At 68.7% G+C, this 15,640-nt stretch carries 15 protein-coding genes; all 15 read left to right on the top strand.

The annotated features are described in order from the left end of the window. Positions 1 to 206: 206 nt before the first annotated feature. The 15 genes from ftsH to RF637_RS10525 all read left to right on the top strand — a co-directional run bounded on the left by ftsH (position 207) and on the right by RF637_RS10525 (position 15,553). Complete coding sequence (ftsH, locus tag RF637_RS10595; RefSeq protein ID WP_064847374.1) at positions 207 to 2,327, top strand: ATP-dependent zinc metalloprotease FtsH; 2,121 nt, start codon at positions 207 to 209, stop codon at positions 2,325 to 2,327. Next, positions 2,327 to 2,983, top strand: a complete 657-nt coding sequence (gene folE, locus RF637_RS10590; protein WP_368844807.1) for a GTP cyclohydrolase I FolE — start codon at positions 2,327 to 2,329, stop codon at positions 2,981 to 2,983. The genes ftsH and folE overlap by 1 nt, the downstream gene beginning before the upstream one ends. Next, positions 2,980 to 3,927 (top strand): dihydropteroate synthase, encoded by a 948-nt coding sequence (gene folP / locus RF637_RS10585; RefSeq protein ID WP_368844806.1) that lies wholly within the window; start codon positions 2,980 to 2,982, stop codon positions 3,925 to 3,927. The genes folE and folP overlap by 4 nt, the downstream gene beginning before the upstream one ends. Before the next feature lie 7 nt (positions 3,928 to 3,934). Then, the gene (gene folB / locus RF637_RS10580) at positions 3,935 to 4,351 is read left to right on the top strand and encodes a dihydroneopterin aldolase (protein WP_131333416.1); all 417 of its coding nucleotides are present in this window, start codon (positions 3,935 to 3,937) and stop codon (positions 4,349 to 4,351) included. Then, complete coding sequence (gene folK / locus RF637_RS10575) at positions 4,348 to 4,872, top strand: 2-amino-4-hydroxy-6-hydroxymethyldihydropteridine diphosphokinase (protein WP_085108098.1); 525 nt, start codon at positions 4,348 to 4,350, stop codon at positions 4,870 to 4,872. Before folB ends, folK begins: the two co-directional genes overlap by 4 nt. Next, positions 4,860 to 5,414: a DUF3180 domain-containing protein gene (locus tag RF637_RS10570; protein ID WP_131333415.1), complete on the top strand. Its 555-nt coding sequence runs from the start codon at positions 4,860 to 4,862 to the stop codon at positions 5,412 to 5,414. The genes folK and RF637_RS10570 overlap by 13 nt, the downstream gene beginning before the upstream one ends. Next, on the top strand, positions 5,398 to 5,913 hold the full coding sequence (locus RF637_RS10565; RefSeq protein ID WP_167318825.1) for a PH domain-containing protein: 516 nt from the start codon (positions 5,398 to 5,400) through the stop codon (positions 5,911 to 5,913). Before RF637_RS10570 ends, RF637_RS10565 begins: the two co-directional genes overlap by 17 nt. Next, the gene (locus tag RF637_RS10560; RefSeq protein WP_368844805.1) at positions 5,913 to 7,748 is read left to right on the top strand and encodes a PH domain-containing protein; all 1,836 of its coding nucleotides are present in this window, start codon (positions 5,913 to 5,915) and stop codon (positions 7,746 to 7,748) included. The genes RF637_RS10565 and RF637_RS10560 overlap by 1 nt, the downstream gene beginning before the upstream one ends. A 51-nt stretch (positions 7,749 to 7,799) precedes the next feature. Beyond that, positions 7,800 to 8,792 carry a Rossmann-like and DUF2520 domain-containing protein gene (locus tag RF637_RS10555; RefSeq protein ID WP_064846316.1) on the top strand — a complete coding sequence of 331 codons (993 nt, stop codon included), beginning with the start codon at positions 7,800 to 7,802 and terminating at the stop codon, positions 8,790 to 8,792. Beyond that, positions 8,789 to 9,631, top strand: a complete 843-nt coding sequence (gene panC, locus RF637_RS10550; RefSeq protein ID WP_085108112.1) for a pantoate--beta-alanine ligase — start codon at positions 8,789 to 8,791, stop codon at positions 9,629 to 9,631. The genes RF637_RS10555 and panC overlap by 4 nt, the downstream gene beginning before the upstream one ends. 24 nt (positions 9,632 to 9,655) lie before the next feature. Beyond that, positions 9,656 to 11,188, top strand: a complete 1,533-nt coding sequence (gene lysS / locus RF637_RS10545) for a lysine--tRNA ligase (protein WP_367402479.1) — start codon at positions 9,656 to 9,658, stop codon at positions 11,186 to 11,188. Between the two features lie 61 nt (positions 11,189 to 11,249). Further along, on the top strand, positions 11,250 to 11,522 hold the full coding sequence (locus RF637_RS10540) for a hypothetical protein (RefSeq protein WP_240918959.1): 273 nt from the start codon (positions 11,250 to 11,252) through the stop codon (positions 11,520 to 11,522). 218 nt (positions 11,523 to 11,740) lie between these two features. After that, complete coding sequence (locus tag RF637_RS10535) at positions 11,741 to 12,082, top strand: Lsr2 family protein (protein ID WP_035959173.1); 342 nt, start codon at positions 11,741 to 11,743, stop codon at positions 12,080 to 12,082. Positions 12,083 to 12,300: 218 nt separating this feature from the next. Continuing rightward, the gene (locus RF637_RS10530; RefSeq protein ID WP_368844804.1) at positions 12,301 to 14,919 is read left to right on the top strand and encodes an ATP-dependent Clp protease ATP-binding subunit; all 2,619 of its coding nucleotides are present in this window, start codon (positions 12,301 to 12,303) and stop codon (positions 14,917 to 14,919) included. A gap of 115 nt (positions 14,920 to 15,034) precedes the next feature. Then, complete coding sequence (locus RF637_RS10525) at positions 15,035 to 15,553, top strand: amino-acid N-acetyltransferase (protein ID WP_179861259.1); 519 nt, start codon at positions 15,035 to 15,037, stop codon at positions 15,551 to 15,553. The last annotated feature ends 87 nt before the right edge of the window (positions 15,554 to 15,640 follow it).

Raw genomic sequence — 15,640 nt, 5'->3', positions numbered from 1 at the left:
GCCAATGTCGGGCAGAGGCGTGTACCGTGGCCCAATCGTGTGCGCTGTGAAAGAACGGACCGCACGCACGGCGTCGCAGCGCCATTCGAAGCGATAGATTGTGCCATACACGTCACGGCCACCGTTCCCCACCCCTCCGCCCCATGGAGACAGGTGCACGAGCGGGCCGTGACGAAACGTGTCACGTCCATGGGAGGATCAACGGCTTGGCCACGGCAAAAAAACCCACGAGTTTCTTCAAGGGTCCACTCTTCTGGATCCTGCTGGCCATTGTGGTCCTGGTTCCCGTGGGCGCCAGCGTGTTCAGCCCCACCTCGTCCCGCGTGGACACCAACGTGGGTCTGGAACTGCTCAGGGACCACAAGGTCGACGAAGCCAAGATCTACGACGGCGAGCAGAAGGTGGAGCTCAGCCTCAGGGACGATCTGAACCGGGACGGCCAGAACCTCGGTAAGGACGTGGAGTTCTTCTACGTCCAGCCCCGCGCGGAAGACGTCGTGCGGACCATGAACGACGCCCAGTTGAGCGGCTTCACGGACCAACCCGTGGAGAACAACTGGTTCCTGTCGCTCGTACGCTTCCTGCTCCCGTTCCTGATCATCCTGGGTATCTTCTGGTTCATCTTCGCCCGCATGCAGACCGGCGGGCAGGCCATGAAGTTCGGCCGGTCCAAGGCCAAGATGTTCAACAAGGAGAACTCCGAGGTCACGTTCGCGAATGTGGCCGGCGCGGACGAGGCCGTCCAGGAGCTCGACGAGATCAAGCAGTTCCTGGTGGAGCACGACCGCTTCACCGCCGTGGGTGCCAAGGTTCCCAAGGGTGTGCTGCTCTACGGCCCTCCGGGTACCGGCAAGACCCTGTTGGCCAAGGCCGTGGCGGGTGAGGCCGGTGTTCCGTTCTACTCGATCTCCGGTTCCGACTTCGTGGAGATGTTCGTGGGCGTGGGTGCGTCCCGCGTGCGCGACCTGTTCCAGCAGGCCAAGGAGAACGCCCCGGCCATCGTGTTCGTGGACGAGATCGACGCCGTGGGCCGCCAGCGCGGTGCCGGTATGGGCGGCGGCAACGACGAACGCGAGCAGACCCTGAACCAGTTGCTCGTGGAGATGGACGGCTTCGACGCCAACACGAACGTGATCCTGATCGCCGCGACCAACCGTCCGGACGTCCTGGACCCCGCGCTGTTGCGCCCGGGCCGTTTCGACCGCCAGATCGGCGTGGATGCCCCCGACATGAAGGGCCGCGAGCAGATCCTGCGCGTGCACTCCCAGAACAAGCCGCTCGCGAACAACGTGGACCTGGCCTCCGTGGCCAAGCGCACGCCAGGGTTCACGGGTGCGGAACTCGCGAACGTGATGAACGAGGCCGCGCTGTTGACCGCCCGCTCCCACGCGCAGCTGATCGACGACCGCGCGGTGGACGAGGCGATCGACCGCGTGATCGCCGGCCCGCAGAAGCGTTCCCGCGTGATGAAGGAACTCGAGCGCAAGGTCACCGCGTACCACGAGGGCGGCCACGCGCTCGTCGCCGCCGCACTGCGTAACACGGACCCCGTCACCAAGATCACGATCTTGCCGCGCGGCCGCGCGCTGGGCTACACCATGGTGATGCCCTCGGACGACAAGTACTCCACGACCCGCAACGAGCTGTTGGACCAGATGGCCTACGCCATGGGCGGTCGCGCGGCGGAGGAGATCGTGTTCCACGACCCCTCCACGGGTGCGTCCAACGACATCCAGAAGGCCACGGACACCGCGCGCAAGATGGTCACCCAGTACGGGATGAGCTCGCGGATCGGCTCGGTCAAGATCGGCGGGGACAACTCGGACCCGTTCGTGGGCCGCGAGATGGGCTCGGGCTCCAAGGAGTACTCGGACCACACGCTGGCCGTCGTGGACGACGAGGTGCGGGCATTGCTCGACCAGGCCCATACCGAGGCACACCAGATCCTGCTCGAGAACCGTCCCGTCCTGGACCGCCTGGCCCTGGAGCTGCTCGAAAAGGAAACCCTCAACGAGGCCCAGATCCAGGAGATCTTCCGGGACGTCACCAAGCGGGACCTGCGCCCGGTGTGGCTTTCCGGGGAGGAGCGCGAGGTATCCGACATCCCGCCGGTGGTCACGTCCGCCGAACGGGAGGAGGCCCGCCGCAAGAACCTCCAGGACCCCAGCACCATGGCACCGCAGGACCAGGCCGTGGCCGCCAAGCCGGAACACCCGCTCGAGGTGCCCGAGCACCAGGACCCACAGCCGGGGGCCGACGCCTCCGGCGCGGGCCCGGACGGGCCGTCCGGACAGGAACCGGGCGGTGTGCGGCGGGAGAACCCCTGATGCACGGCACCCACGAGGACGATCCGCGCGAGCCGGTGTCGGGGTCCTACGCGGACTACGCCGAGGCCCCCCAGCTCGATCCGACGATCGACCAACCTCGGATCGCGGCCGCGGTGCGCGAGATCCTGTTGGCCGTGGGGGAGGACCCGGACCGCGATGGTCTGCGGGACACCCCGGCCCGGGTGGCACGCGCGTACGCCGAGGTCTTCGCGGGTCTGCACCAGGACCCCGCGGACCTGCTGGCCACGTCCTTCGACATCGGCCACTCCGAGATGGTGCTCGTGCGGGACATCCCGTTCTACTCCACGTGCGAGCACCACCTGGTGCCGTTCCACGGGCTCGCTCACGTGGGGTACATCCCGGGTCCGGAAGGCAAGGTCACGGGCCTGTCCAAGCTCGCGCGGCTCGTGGACCTCTACGCCAAGCGTCCCCAGGTCCAGGAGCGGCTCACCACGCAGGTTGTTGAGGCCCTGAGCGAGCACCTGCACCCGGCCGGGGCGATCGTGGTGATCGAGTGCGAGCACCTGTGCATGTCCATGCGGGGGGTTCGCAAACCCGGTGCCAAGACCGTGACGTCGGCCGTGCGCGGTCAACTGCGTAACCCGGCAACCCGCGCCGAGGCCATGAACCTGATCCAGGCGGGGCGCGCGCAATGAGCGCGCCGCACGACGCCGCGAGCTCGCCCGACGGTGTTCGGGCCTACCATGCCGGGCCCGCTCGGCACGCGCTTGGCTGGGGTTCGTTCGACGCGCTGCCCACCGGACGCACACTCGTGATGGGCATCCTCAACGTGACCCCAGATTCGTTCAGTGACGGCGGTCGCCACGACACCGAGGCCGCGGCGGTGGCGCACGGGCTGCTGCTCGCCGAACAGGGCGCGGACATCGTGGACGTGGGCGGGGAGTCCACCCGGCCCGACTCCGAACGGGTGGATCCGCGGGAGGAACAGCGGCGCGTGCTGGCCGTGATCCGCGAACTGAGCGACCGCGGCGTCGTCGTGAGCGTGGACACCCTGCACTCGGACACGGCCGAGGCCGCCCTGGACGCCGGGGCGCACATCATCAACGACGTCTCCGGGACGAACCTGGACCCCCGCATGATCGAGCTGGCCGGGGACCGGGGCGTGCCGTACGTGCTCATGCATTCGCGCGGGACCCCCCAGACCATGACGTCCCTCGCGGACTACGACGACACCGTGACCGAGGTGCTCGCCGAGCTCGAGCAGCTGCGGGAGCGCTGCCTCGCCGCGGGGATCCGCCCGGAGCACCTGATGGTGGACCCGGGGCTCGGCTTCGCCAAGGTGGGGGAGCAGAACTGGGAACTGCTGCGCGCCCTGCCCCGGCTGACCGGTCTCGGCAAGGTCCTGATCGCCGCGTCCCGTAAACGCTTCGTGGGCGCCCTGCTGGCCACGCAGGACGGACCGCGTCCCGTGGATGAGCGGGACACGGCCACGGCAGCCATCAGCGCACTGTCCGCGTTCGGGGGAGCCTGGGCCGTGCGCGTTCACGACGTCCCGACCACGGTGGACGCGGTGGCCGCGGCTCACGCGTGGCGCGGCGTCGCCCCGCCCGTACTGCACCCCCGGGATATGGGAAACTGAGCCCGCCATGAACACACCCGCCCCTGACAAGAACCATCGCGATCGGATCACCCTCACCGGCCTGGGCGCGGTGGGCTACCACGGCGTGTTCGAGAAGGAACGCCGCAGCGGTCAGCCGTTCTTCGTGGACCTCGTGCTCTACATGGACCTGCGACCGGCCGGGACCAGCGACGACCTCACCCGCACCGTGCACTACGGGGAGGTCGCGGAAATGGTGCGGGAGATCATCATCGGGACCCGGTTCCAGTTGATCGAGGCACTCGCGGAGGAGATCGCGCGGGCGCTCGTGGAGAATTTCCCCGCGGTGGCTGAGCTCGAGGTCACGGTCCACAAACCCAAGGCGCCGATCGACGTGACGTTCTCGGACGTGGCCGTGAGCATCCACCGCCGCCGAGGACACTACGAGGCGAGCGCGGACGGATGACGGCCCGGTGTGTTGTGGCCCTGGGGGCGAACCTAGGGGAGCGGTTGACGGTGCTGCGGCAGGCCGTGCGGACGCTGGACGCGACACCCGGGATCAGTGTCACGGCGAGCTCACCGGTCGTGGAGACCCGCGCGGTGGGTGGACCGCAGGACTCCCCGGACTACCTCAACGCGGTCGTGGAACTGCGTACCCGGCTCACGCCGTTCGAGGTGCTCGCGGTGTGCCAGAGCATCGAGGCCGAGCACGGTCGCACGCGTGACGTGCGCTGGGGGCCGCGCACCCTGGACTTGGACGTGGTGTGGTTCGAGGACGTCCACAGCGACGATCCGCGTTTGCAGTTGCCGCACCCGCGGGCCCATGAACGCGCGTTCGTGCTCGAACCGTGGGCCCTCATGGATCCGCGGGCCCACCTCGACGGCCGTCCCGTCCGTAAGCTGGCCCGTGAGGCCTCGGACTTCGCGGATCTGACCGTGACCGAGCACCGCGTGCGACCGGAGGTGGGGTCCCCGTGCGATACCTGAACGTGTTGTCCCTCGTGGCGGCCGCCGCGGTCGCGGCGGCCGTGGGGTGGAGCCTCAATCACGTGGTGAGCGGGCAACACCAGAGCCTGCTCATCCTGCCGTGGCTCAGTTTGCTCGCCGAACTCGCGGCCGCGCTCGTGGTGGGGTACCTGGGGCTGCGGTTGCGCGCCTACCGGGACCCCGAACGCGGTGCCGGGCGACGTCGCGACCCGGCTCGGCGCAAACCGTACGATCCCGTGTGGGCCGTGGGTACGGCAGCGGCGGCGCAGGCGATCGCGTACTACGGAGCGCTGACCGCCGGGTGGCACGCCGGGATCGGCGTGGACCAGCTCACCCTGCTCGGGGTGCGTTCCACGCAGGAACCGCTGTGGCTGTGCATCGCCCAAGGTGTGGCGGGGATCGTGCTGGCGGTCGTGGGCTGGATCGTGGAGAAATCGTGTCGGCTCCCACCCGATGACCCGGACGCGGAGGAGGAAACCCCCTACGGTGGACGGCGGGATCCGTACGCCCCAGGAGAGGGAGGATATGCCCGCCACCGATGAACTGTCACCTCCGGGACTGACCTGGCACCGGGTGGCGCCCCAGTACGTTTCCGTACGCCTGATCAGCTCCGCCATCTCCACCGTCGTGTGGACCGCGATCTTCTCGATCCCCTTGATCCTGGGTCTGCTCGGGACCTGGGGCGACCGCCCGCAGTGGTGGATGTGGGTGCTGTCCGGGATCGTGCTCGGGCTGGGTCTCGTGAACCTGTCCCTGATTCCGCGCCGGGTCCGGGCCATCGGCTACGCGGAGGCACCCACCGAACTGTGGCTGCGCAAGGGCCTGTTCTTCCGCAGCGTGACCGTGGTGCCGTACGGGCGGATGCAGTACGTGGACATCAAGACCGGGCCGGTGCTCAACGCGTTCGGGCTGGCCACGCTCACGCTCCACACCGCGTCCGCGGCCACGGACGCCGTGCTGCCCGGGTTACCCCGCGCGGAGGCAGGCCGGTTGCGCGAGCAGCTCACGGAGCGCGGGGAAGAGCACATGGTGGGGTTGTGATGAGCCCGGACCCGTCCCACCGCTACGCGCAGCCGGGGTCGCCGGCGGACCCGGGCTCCGGTCCGCTTCCCGGGCCCGCCCAGCGCACTGGCACGGGTCCACGCCCCGGGGCGGACGCCGACGGCGCGTGGCACCGGGTGCACCCGCTCACGCCCTTCGTGCGCAGCTGGCTACTCGTGGTGGCCCTCGCGTGGGGCTTCGGCAACGTGTTCCTGGACGACCTCGTCACGGCGGTGCTCAACGGGGACCCCATCGAGATGGACGTGGGCGGGGCGGTGCAGCTCGCGGGCGCGGGTCTTGCGATCGCGATCCTGTGCGGTGTGCTCGGCCTGCTCATCGGTCTGGGTCTACTCTCGTGGTGGTTCATCCGCTACCAGATCACGGACGAACACGTGCGCCTGCGCACGGGGTGGCTGTTCCGCACGCACCGCCAGGCCCGCCTGGACCGGGTCCAGGGCATCGACATCGAGCGCAAGTTCATCCCCCGGATCCTGGGTCTCGCGTCCTTGAAGTTCGACGTCGCAGACGGCGGGTCCAGCGTCCTCGAGCTGTCCTACCTTCGCCGCGACCACGCCCGCCAGCTGCGGCAACAACTGCTCGTGGCCGCGCACCACGCGTCGGACGCGCCGATCCCGCACACCGCCCCGGACGCCCACGAGGCGTCGGCCGCTCATGACGGCCAAGCAACGGGGGAGGCGGCTGCCGACCGGTACCGGGATCCGCAGGTCACCCGCCCCGGGCGCGTGGCGCCGTGGGACCGTTCGGCGGCGAGCGCCGTCGTCCCTGCCGTGGACTCCGGCGCGACCGACCGCTACCCCGCGTACCCGGGGGACCCCGCGGCCGGTACGGGCGAGCGCGGCCGGCGCGACACCGTGGACGTGCGGGCCGCCCAGAAGTACGGCCTGTTGGGCGAACAGGACGAGCTGCGGCGCGTGTTCACGGTGCCCACGAGCCGGGTGCTGCTGAGCCTCGTATGTTCCCCGCCCGCCGTGATCCTGCTGCTCATGGCGGTGGCGGCGGTGATCGCCGCGTTCTGGAACGCCCAGGTGATGCGGGTCATGATCCCCAGTTTCGTCCCCCTGCTGCTCGGCGTGGTCTCCACGGTGTACTCGCGGCTCGAGAAGAGCTGGGGGTTCACGCTCAGCGTGGTCCCCTCCGGGGTGCGCACCCGATCCGGGTTGTTCAACGAGCGCTCCTCCACGATTCCCACGGGGAGGGTGCAGGCCCTGGAGGTCGGTAAACCCCTGATGTGGCGCGGTTTCGACGGCCACCACGTCCGTGTGATTACCGCGGGTAAAGGCGGCTCCGAGGGCACCGAGGGGCTCGGTTCCACGGTGTTGCCCGTGGGCACACTCGAGAACGTGCACGAGATCCTCGACCTCGTGCTGCCGCTCGAACACGCGCCCACCGAGCTCGTGGACCAGGGACTCACGGGGATCGGCGGCTCGGAGGACTTCACCACGAGCCCCCGGAGGGCCCGCTGGTTGGATCCGCTCACGTGGCGTCGCACGGGCTTCGCCTTGAACACGTCCGCGCTCGTGCTGCGGTGGGGCAGACTCGCACGGCACGCGAGCGTGATCCCGCACCACAAGACGCAGTCCGTGGCCGTGACCCAGGGCCCCGTGGACCGGCGGTTGCGGCTGAGTGGTTTCGCGGTGCACGTGACCCCCGGGTCGGTGACCACGTCCGTGCACCACCTGGACACCGCACAGGTCCGCGAGCTGCAGGCACGCCACACGGACCTTGCCCGCGCGGCGCGCGACCGCGTCAACGGTCGGGGCCGCGAACAGCACGCCACTGCGCTGGCAGGCACGCCCGACCCGCGGGGGAGCTGACGCGCGTGCGCTACTCTGTGCGTGCCGTCGTCCCCGTCGAGGAGAATTTCCGTGAGACAACCCAGTGACCGCCCGGGCCGGTTGGGCGTGGGCGTGATCAGTGCCGGCAAGGTGGGCGCGGTGCTGGGCGCCGCGCTGCGGGCTGCGGGACACGCCGTCGTGGGTGTGCACGCGTCCTCCGAACAGAGCCGGGAGCGCGCGGGCGCCCTGTTGCCGGACGTGCCTGTGTTGGACGTCCCCACGATCGTGGAACGCAGTGAACTCGTACTGCTCGCGGTCCCGGACGACCAACTACCAGGCCTGGTGAGCGGGCTCGGTGCCACGGGCGCGTGGCAACCCGGTCAGCTCGTGGTGCACACCGCGGGGCGCTACGGCACGGATGTGCTCGAACCCGTGCGCCGCGCCGGGGGGATTGGCCTGGCCGTGCACCCCGCCATGACCTTCACGGGGCTCAGCCTGGACCTGCACCGGCTCGCGGACTGCAGCTTCGGCGTCACCGCCGCGGCACCCGTCCTGCCCATCGCGCAAGCTCTCGTGGTGGAGATGGGCGCCGAGCCCGTGGTGATCGCGGAAGCGGATCGCCCCCTGTACCACGCGGCGCTCGCCCACGGTTCCAACCACGTGATGACCCTGCTCGGGGAGTCCATGCAAGTGCTCGGGCAGATCGGGGTCACCCACCCGGAACGCGTCCTGGGCCCCCTCGCGCGCGCCACGGTGGACAACGCACTGGCCTCCGGGGAGGACGCCTTGACCGGTCCCGTGGCCCGCGGGGACGTCGCCACGGTGGCCGCCCACGTCGCCGCCCTACGGGAGCTGTCCCAAGATGGGGTCTCCGCCGCCGACGCCGCCCGCTCGCCCGAGCGCGTCACGGCACCCGACGCCTCCGTGCGGGGAGCGCGCCAGACGGACGCCGGGGAGCAGTTGTTGGCGGGGTACCGCGCACTGGCGCGGCAGACCGCGGCCCGCGCGGCGTCGTCGGGCCGGATCGACGAGACGACCTATCGCGCGGTGCTTGCCGCGCTCGACGGAGAGGAACGCCCGTGACGGGACCCGTGGTGTGCACTACCGTGGCGCAGTTGCGCGAGGAGATCGGGGCGCGCGTGACCCGCGGCGCCCGCACCGTGGGGTTGTTCCCCACCATGGGTGCCCTGCACGACGGGCACGCACGGATCGCGCAGCGCACGCGTGCGGAGAACGACCTCGCGGTGGTGTCCGTGTTCGTCAACCCGCTGCAGTTCGGTCCCGGCGAGGACTTCGAGAGCTACCCGCGGGACCTGGACGGGGACGTTGCGCGGCTCGCCGAGGTGGGTGTGGACCTCGTCTTCGCGCCGTCGGTCGAGCAGATGTACCCGGACGGGACGCCCGTGGTGTCCGTGACGTCCGGGCGGGCAGGGTCGATCCTGGAGGGGGCCACGCGCCCCGGGCACTTCGACGGCGCCCTGACCGTGGTCAACAAGCTGTTCACGATCGCGGCACCGGGCCCCGCCGCCGAACTGCGGGCCTATTTCGGGGAGAAGGACGCGCAGCAACTGCTGCTCATGCAGCGGATGGTGCGTGATTTCGATTACCCGGTGGAGATCCGTGCGGTGCCCATCGTGCGCTCGGAGCAAGGGCTCGCCCTGTCCTCGCGCAACCAGTACCTCTCCGCCGAGCAGGCCGACCACGCGCTCGTGCTGCACCGGACGTTGCGCGCGCTCGCGGCAGGGGAGCTCACGCTCGAGCGGGCGCGCAGCGCCATCGACGCCGAGCCGGAGGTGCGCCTGGACTACTTCGTGACCGTGGACCCGGGAGATCTTTCCCTCGTGGAACCCGGCCCCGGGACCCTCGCGCTCGTGGCGGCGTGGGTGGGCCCCACCCGCCTGATCGACAACATGCGAATCTGAGCGCGGGCGGTATCCTGGTCCATTGTGACCGAGCAGCCCGAATCCACCGTTCCCGCAGACACCGCCAGCACCGATCCGGAGCTGAGCGCCCACGAGCTCAACGATCAGATGGCCGTGCGCGCCGCCAAGCGCCAGGCAGCGCAGGACGCCGGGATGGCGCCCTATCCCGTGGACGTGCATCGCACCACGACCCTTGCCGCGGTCCGTGAGCAGTTCGGTCAGCTCGAACCCGGGGAGGAGACCGAGCACGTCGTGACCGTGGCCGGTCGTGTGGTCCACGTGCGCAACACCGGCAAGTTGTGCTTCGCGACCCTCCAGGAGGGGGACGGCACCCGGCTGCAGGCCATGCTCTCCAAGGTCAACGTGGGGGACGAACCCCTCGCGCAGTGGAAAGCCCTCGTGGACCTTGGCGACTTCGTGGCCATCACCGGTCGCGTGATCAGCTCGCGGCGCGGGGAGCTGTCCGTGATGGCGGACTCGTGGACCATGGCCTCCAAGGCCCTGCGCCCCCTGCCCACCATGCATAAGGAACTCAACGAGGAAACCCGGGTGCGCCAGCGCTACCTGGACCTGATCGTGCGCCAGGAGGCCCGCGACGTCGTCCTCACGCGCTCCACGATCACGCGCACCGTACGCCGTGTCATGGAGGAACAGGGGTACGTGGAGATCGAGACCCCCGTGCTCCAGCTCGTGCACGGCGGGGCCGCGGCGCGCCCATTCGGTACGCACCTCAACGCGTTCGACCAGGACATGACGCTGCGTATCGCCACCGAGCTGTATCTCAAGCGCGCGGTCGTGGGCGGTATCGACAGGGTTTTCGAGATCGGCCGGGTCTTCCGTAACGAGGGTGTGGATTCCTCCCACAGCCCGGAATTCACCACGCTCGAGGCGTATGAGGCCTATGCCGATCAATTCGTGATGGCGCAGCGGATCCAGGAGATCATCCAGGAATGTGCCCGCGCGCTCGGTGTGGACGGGGTGGACACCGAGGACGGCCGCATTGACTTGTTCGGGGAGTGGGCATGGGTTTCCGTGTATCCGGGACTGTCCGAGGCCGTGGGACGGGAGGTCACCCCGGACACGGATGTCACGGAACTGCGAAAGATCGCCGCTCAGCGCGATATCCAAGTGAATCCTGCATGGGACGCACAGAAACTCGTCATGGAACTCTTCGAGGAAATCGTGGAGCCCACCCTGATCCAACCCACGTTCGTGTACGACTACCCGCCGGCCGCACAACCGCTCGCCCGGCCCCACCGCGAGAAGCCGGGGTTGATCGAGGCGTGGGACCTGATCATCGGAGGGATGGAGCGTGGCACCGCGTTCTCCGAGCTCGTGGACCCGGTGGTGCAGCGCGACCGGCTCACGGAGCAGTCCCGGCTCGCCGCGGCGGGGGACGACGAGGCCATGCGGTTGGACGAGGACTTCCTGCGGGCCCTCGAATACGGCGCGCCGCCCATGGGCGGGCTCGGCCTGGGGCTGGACCGGCTCATCATGCTGTTCACCAACCTGGGCATCCGGGACACCATCCTCTTCCCACTCATGAAGCCCGAGTGAACCGGCCCGGCGCAGTACCGCGTCCAGCCGCCGTCCAGTCCTGGAGAGGATGATCACCGTCATGGATTACCTGGCCGTCTTCGTACCCTCACTCGGTGTGGGTGTGGTCTTCTACCTCGTGATGCGCTGGTTGCTGCGCGGGGACAGGACCGAGCGCAGTGCGCAGGCACAGGCCCGCGACGACGCCGAGCAGTGGTACCGCTCGGTACGCGAACGCGAGGGGGACAAAGTCCCGTTCGGATATCAGGAGGATAAGCCCCGGCAACAACGGGGTCTGGGCTTACGCAACAGCATTCCTATTCGTGAATCCCCGGAAGATCCCAATAGACCGTGATGACAATTATTCGAATATCTGCCATGATAGGACCGTGAATCCGCGGTCCCTGCATTTCATTCCGGGGACGTTCCCATGGGTGAATCCGAACAGTTTCCATGAGGAATGGAGATCGGAATCACACGGGGGACAAATTCCTGTGTTTCACCCCATAGCATGAATTTGCTAGCGCGAATAATTGATCGACGAGCCCGTAGGGCGTTTGGAGGAGCTGGAGCATGGCTCAGACCGTGAAAATCATTCTTGAAGACGATATCGACGGCGGCGAGGCCAATGAGACCGTGCGTTTCGGTCTGGACGGCGGCCAGTACGAGATCGACCTGAGCTCGGCCAACGCCACCAAGCTGCGCGACGCCCTGCGTCCCTACGTCGCGGCCGGTCGCCGCGCGTCCGCCAAGAGCGGGCGCAGCCAGAACACCACCACGCGCCCGAACCGCTCGGGCAACCCCGAGACCCCCAAGATCCGCGCGTGGGCCAAAAAGCAGGGCCTGCAGGTCTCGGACCGCGGCCGCATCCACCAGGACATCCAGGACAAGTACTACGCCGCTCACAACGACTGAGTTCGTAGCACACCCCGGCATCACGGCCGGAACACGCCGCAACAAGCGTGTTCCGGCCGTTGTCGTCGGTACCGGGGAGCACGGGACGGGGGAGTTGCGAAAGGCCCCCCGGGGGGAATTTTGCTGAGGGCTGGATACCGTGCGCCAGTGGCGAACAGTGCCGGAAACGCCGCGCGGGATGCCTAGCATCGTTGACAGAGATCAATGAAGGAGTATCCATGTTCGAACGCTTCACCGACCGCGCCCGCAGGGTCGTCGTGCTGGCCCAGGAAGAGGCCAGGATGCTCAACCACAACTACATCGGGACCGAGCACCTGCTGCTCGGCCTGATCCACGAGGGTGAGGGCGTCGCCGCCAAGGCCCTCGAGTCCATGGGCATCACCCTGAGCGCCGCCCGCGAGCAGGTCCAGGACATTATCGGCCCGGGCCAGCAAGCGCCCTCGGGTCACATCCCGTTCACGCCCCGCGCCAAGAAGGTGCTCGAGCACTCGCTGCGCGAGGCCCTGCAGTTGGGGCACAACTACATCGGGACCGAGCACATCCTGCTCGGGATCATCCGCGCTGGCGAGGGCGTGGCCTCCCAGGTGCTCGTCAAGCTCGGCGCCGATCCCGGCAAGGTCCGCGCCACGGTGCTGGAACTGATCTCCGGTTACCAGTCCGGCAACGCCGGCGGGGAGAAGGAAGCCGCCGGTGTCGGCACCGGTGGCCGCGCCGAGGGCGCTCCCGCGGGTTCGGCCGTGCTGGACCAGTTCGGTCGCAACCTCACCGCCGCCGCGCGCGAGTCCACGCTGGACCCCGTGATCGGGCGCTACCGCGAGATGGAGCGCGTGATGCAGGTGCTCTCCCGACGCACCAAGAACAACCCGGTGCTGATCGGTGAACCCGGTGTCGGTAAGACCGCAGTCGTGGAGGGCCTGGCCCAGGCGATCGTGCGCGGGGACGTCCCCGAGACGCTTAAGGACAAGCAGCTCTACACGCTGGACCTGGGATCGCTCGTGGCCGGTTCCCGCTACCGCGGTGACTTCGAGGAACGCCTCAAGAAGGTGCTCAAGGAGATCCGTACGCGCGGGGACATCATCCTGTTCATCGACGAGATCCACACGCTCGTGGGTGCGGGTGCCGCGGAAGGCGCGATCGACGCCGCGTCGATCCTCAAGCCCATGCTGGCGCGCGGCGAGCTGCAGACCATCGGTGCCACCACGCTGGACGAGTACCGCAAGCACATCGAGAAGGACGCCGCCCTCGAACGGCGCTTCCAGCCCATCCAGGTGGACGAGCCCTCCGAGGCCCACGCCGTGGAGATCCTCAAGGGCCTGCGCGACAAGTACGAGGCGCACCATCGCGTGTCCATCTCGGACGACGCGCTGGAGGCCGCGGTGCACATGTCCGCGCGCTACGTCTCGGACCGGTTCCTGCCCGACAAGGCCATCGACCTGATCGACGAGGCCGGTGCACGTCTGCGCATCAAGCGCATGACCGCGCCGCCGGAGATCAAGGCCCTGGACCAGAAGATCGCGGACACCAAGCGTGCCAAGGAAGCCGCGATCGAGGGCCAGGACTACGAGAAGGCCGCGTCCCTGCGCGACACCGAGCAGAAGCTCATCGCCGAGCGTGATGAGAAGGACACCGCGTGGCGCGAGGGCGACGACCAGATCTCGGAGGTGACCCCGGAGGTCATCTCGGACGTCCTGTCCGCCTCCACGGGTGTGCCCGTGTACAAGCTCTCCGAGGAGGAGTCCGGGCGGCTGCTGCACATGGAGGACGAGTTGCACAAGCGCGTCATCGGGCAGAACGAGGCCATCAAGGCCCTGTCCCGCTCCATCCGCCGTACCCGAGCTGGTCTGAAGGACCCGCGCCGCCCGGGTGGCTCGTTCATCTTCGCCGGGCCCACTGGTGTGGGTAAGACCGAGCTGGCCAAGGCGCTCGCGGAGTTCCTGTTCGGTGACGAGGACGCCCTGATCACGCTGGACATGTCCGAGTATCAGGAGAAGCACACCGTCTCCCGGCTCTTCGGTGCCCCTCCGGGCTACGTGGGGTACGAGGAGGGCGGTCAGTTGACCGAGAAGGTCCGTCGCAAGCCGTTCTCCGTGGTGCTGTTCGACGAGGTCGAGAAGGCCCACCAGGACCTCTTCAACTCGCTGCTGCAGATCCTCGAGGACGGTCGCCTGACCGACTCGCAGGGCCGTGTGGTGGACTTCAAGAACACCGTGATCATCATGACCACGAACCTCGGTACCCGGGACATCTCCCGCACGGTTCCCGTGGGCTTCCAGGCCAGCGGGGACGCGGCCACGTCCTACGACCGAATGCAGGCCAAGGTGCAGGAGGAGCTCAAGGAGCACTTCCGTCCCGAGTTCCTCAACCGCGTGGACGAGATCATCGTGTTCCCGCAGCTGAGCGAGAGTGAGATCGTGCAGATCGTGGACCTGTTCGTCGCGCGCCTGCAGCGGCGGTTGCGTGAGCAGGACATGTCCATCTCGCTGTCCGACGCCGCCAAGCAGTTGCTCGCCAAGAAGGGCTACGACCCCGCGATGGGTGCCCGGCCGCTGCGCCGGACCATACAGCGCGAGATCGAGGACCAGCTCTCCGAGCGGATCCTGTTCGGCGAGATCGCCTCGGGCGAGAAGATCTCGGTGGACGTCGAGGGTGAGGGCGACGGCGCCACCTTCACCTTCTCCTCCACGCCCATGTCCGAGCTCTCCGACGACGAGATCCGGGAGATCGAGAACACCCCGGCGTTCTCGGACGACGCCGACAGCCAGTCCGGCAAAGACGTGCCGCGCTCGCCCCACTCGGGGCCCGACAGCGGCGGGGGAGCGGCCCAGGCGCAGGCCTGAGCCACCCCGCGCGGTGCCCGGCACCGCGGCGCCTCCGCGAGCGGGCGGCGTCGTCGACCACAACGGTCGGCGGCGCCGCCCGCTCGCGTTCGAACGGACGCGTACAGTCGTGGGCATGGTAGAGATCCGCATCCGCCCCGCCCGGACCTCGGACGTCCACGGCATCAAGGAGCTCGTGGCGCCCATGGCGGCCGAGCGCATCCTGATCACCAAGGACACGGTGACGTACTTCGAGAGTATCCAGGAGTTCGTGGTTGCGGAGGACGACGCCGGGAACCTCGTGGGCTGCGGGGCCTTGCACGTGATGTGGGAGGACCTCGCGGAGGTGCGCACCCTGGCCACGTCCCCCGCGGCGCGCGGTCATGGCGTGGGCGGGCGGATGATCGAGGAACTGCTGGCCCGTGCGGCTCGGCTCGGGGTCGGCCGGGTTTTCTGCCTGACCTTCGAGGTGGCGTTCTTCGCGCGGCACGGATTCGCCGTGATGGAGAACCAGGAGACCATCGAGCCCGAGGTCTTCGCAGAGCTGTTGCGTTCCCACGACGAGGGCGTCGCGGAGTTCCTGGACCTGGCCCGGGTCAAACCCAACACGCTGGGCAACACGCGGATGATCCGCGCGATCACCCCGGAAGGCTGACCGCGCCGTCGTCCGACCTGACTCGTGCCACTTGAGAGCTCCTGGCTGACTTGGCCGGTGTTGTCGCTGGTCAGGGTCCTGTGGCGG

The sequence above is a fragment of the Kocuria sp. CPCC 204721 genome, assembly GCF_040980945.1.
GTDB classification, from domain to species: domain Bacteria; phylum Actinomycetota; class Actinomycetes; order Actinomycetales; family Micrococcaceae; genus Kocuria; species Kocuria marina.
The sequence above is the reverse complement of the archived record's forward strand: the minus strand, read 5'-3'. Positions and strand labels throughout refer to the sequence as shown.

Bases quoted from the DNA above. Each gene is read 5' to 3' on its own strand.
- RF637_RS10525 (WP_179861259.1), top strand. From the start codon at position 15,035: ATGGTAGAGATCCGCATCCGCCCCGCCCGGACCTCGGACGTCCACGGC.
- folE (WP_368844807.1), top strand. From the start codon at position 2,327: ATGCACGGCACCCACGAGGACGATCCGCGCGAGCCGGTGTCGGGGTCC.
- RF637_RS10535 (WP_035959173.1), top strand. From the start codon at position 11,741: ATGGCTCAGACCGTGAAAATCATTCTTGAAGACGATATCGACGGCGGC.
- RF637_RS10540 (WP_240918959.1), top strand. From the start codon at position 11,250: ATGGATTACCTGGCCGTCTTCGTACCCTCACTCGGTGTGGGTGTGGTC.
- RF637_RS10565 (WP_167318825.1), top strand. From the start codon at position 5,398: ATGCCCGCCACCGATGAACTGTCACCTCCGGGACTGACCTGGCACCGG.
- RF637_RS10530 (WP_368844804.1), top strand. From the start codon at position 12,301: ATGTTCGAACGCTTCACCGACCGCGCCCGCAGGGTCGTCGTGCTGGCC.
- folK (WP_085108098.1), top strand. From the start codon at position 4,348: ATGACGGCCCGGTGTGTTGTGGCCCTGGGGGCGAACCTAGGGGAGCGG.
- folB (WP_131333416.1), top strand. From the start codon at position 3,935: ATGAACACACCCGCCCCTGACAAGAACCATCGCGATCGGATCACCCTC.
- folP (WP_368844806.1), top strand. From the start codon at position 2,980: ATGAGCGCGCCGCACGACGCCGCGAGCTCGCCCGACGGTGTTCGGGCC.
- RF637_RS10560 (WP_368844805.1), top strand. From the start codon at position 5,913: ATGAGCCCGGACCCGTCCCACCGCTACGCGCAGCCGGGGTCGCCGGCG.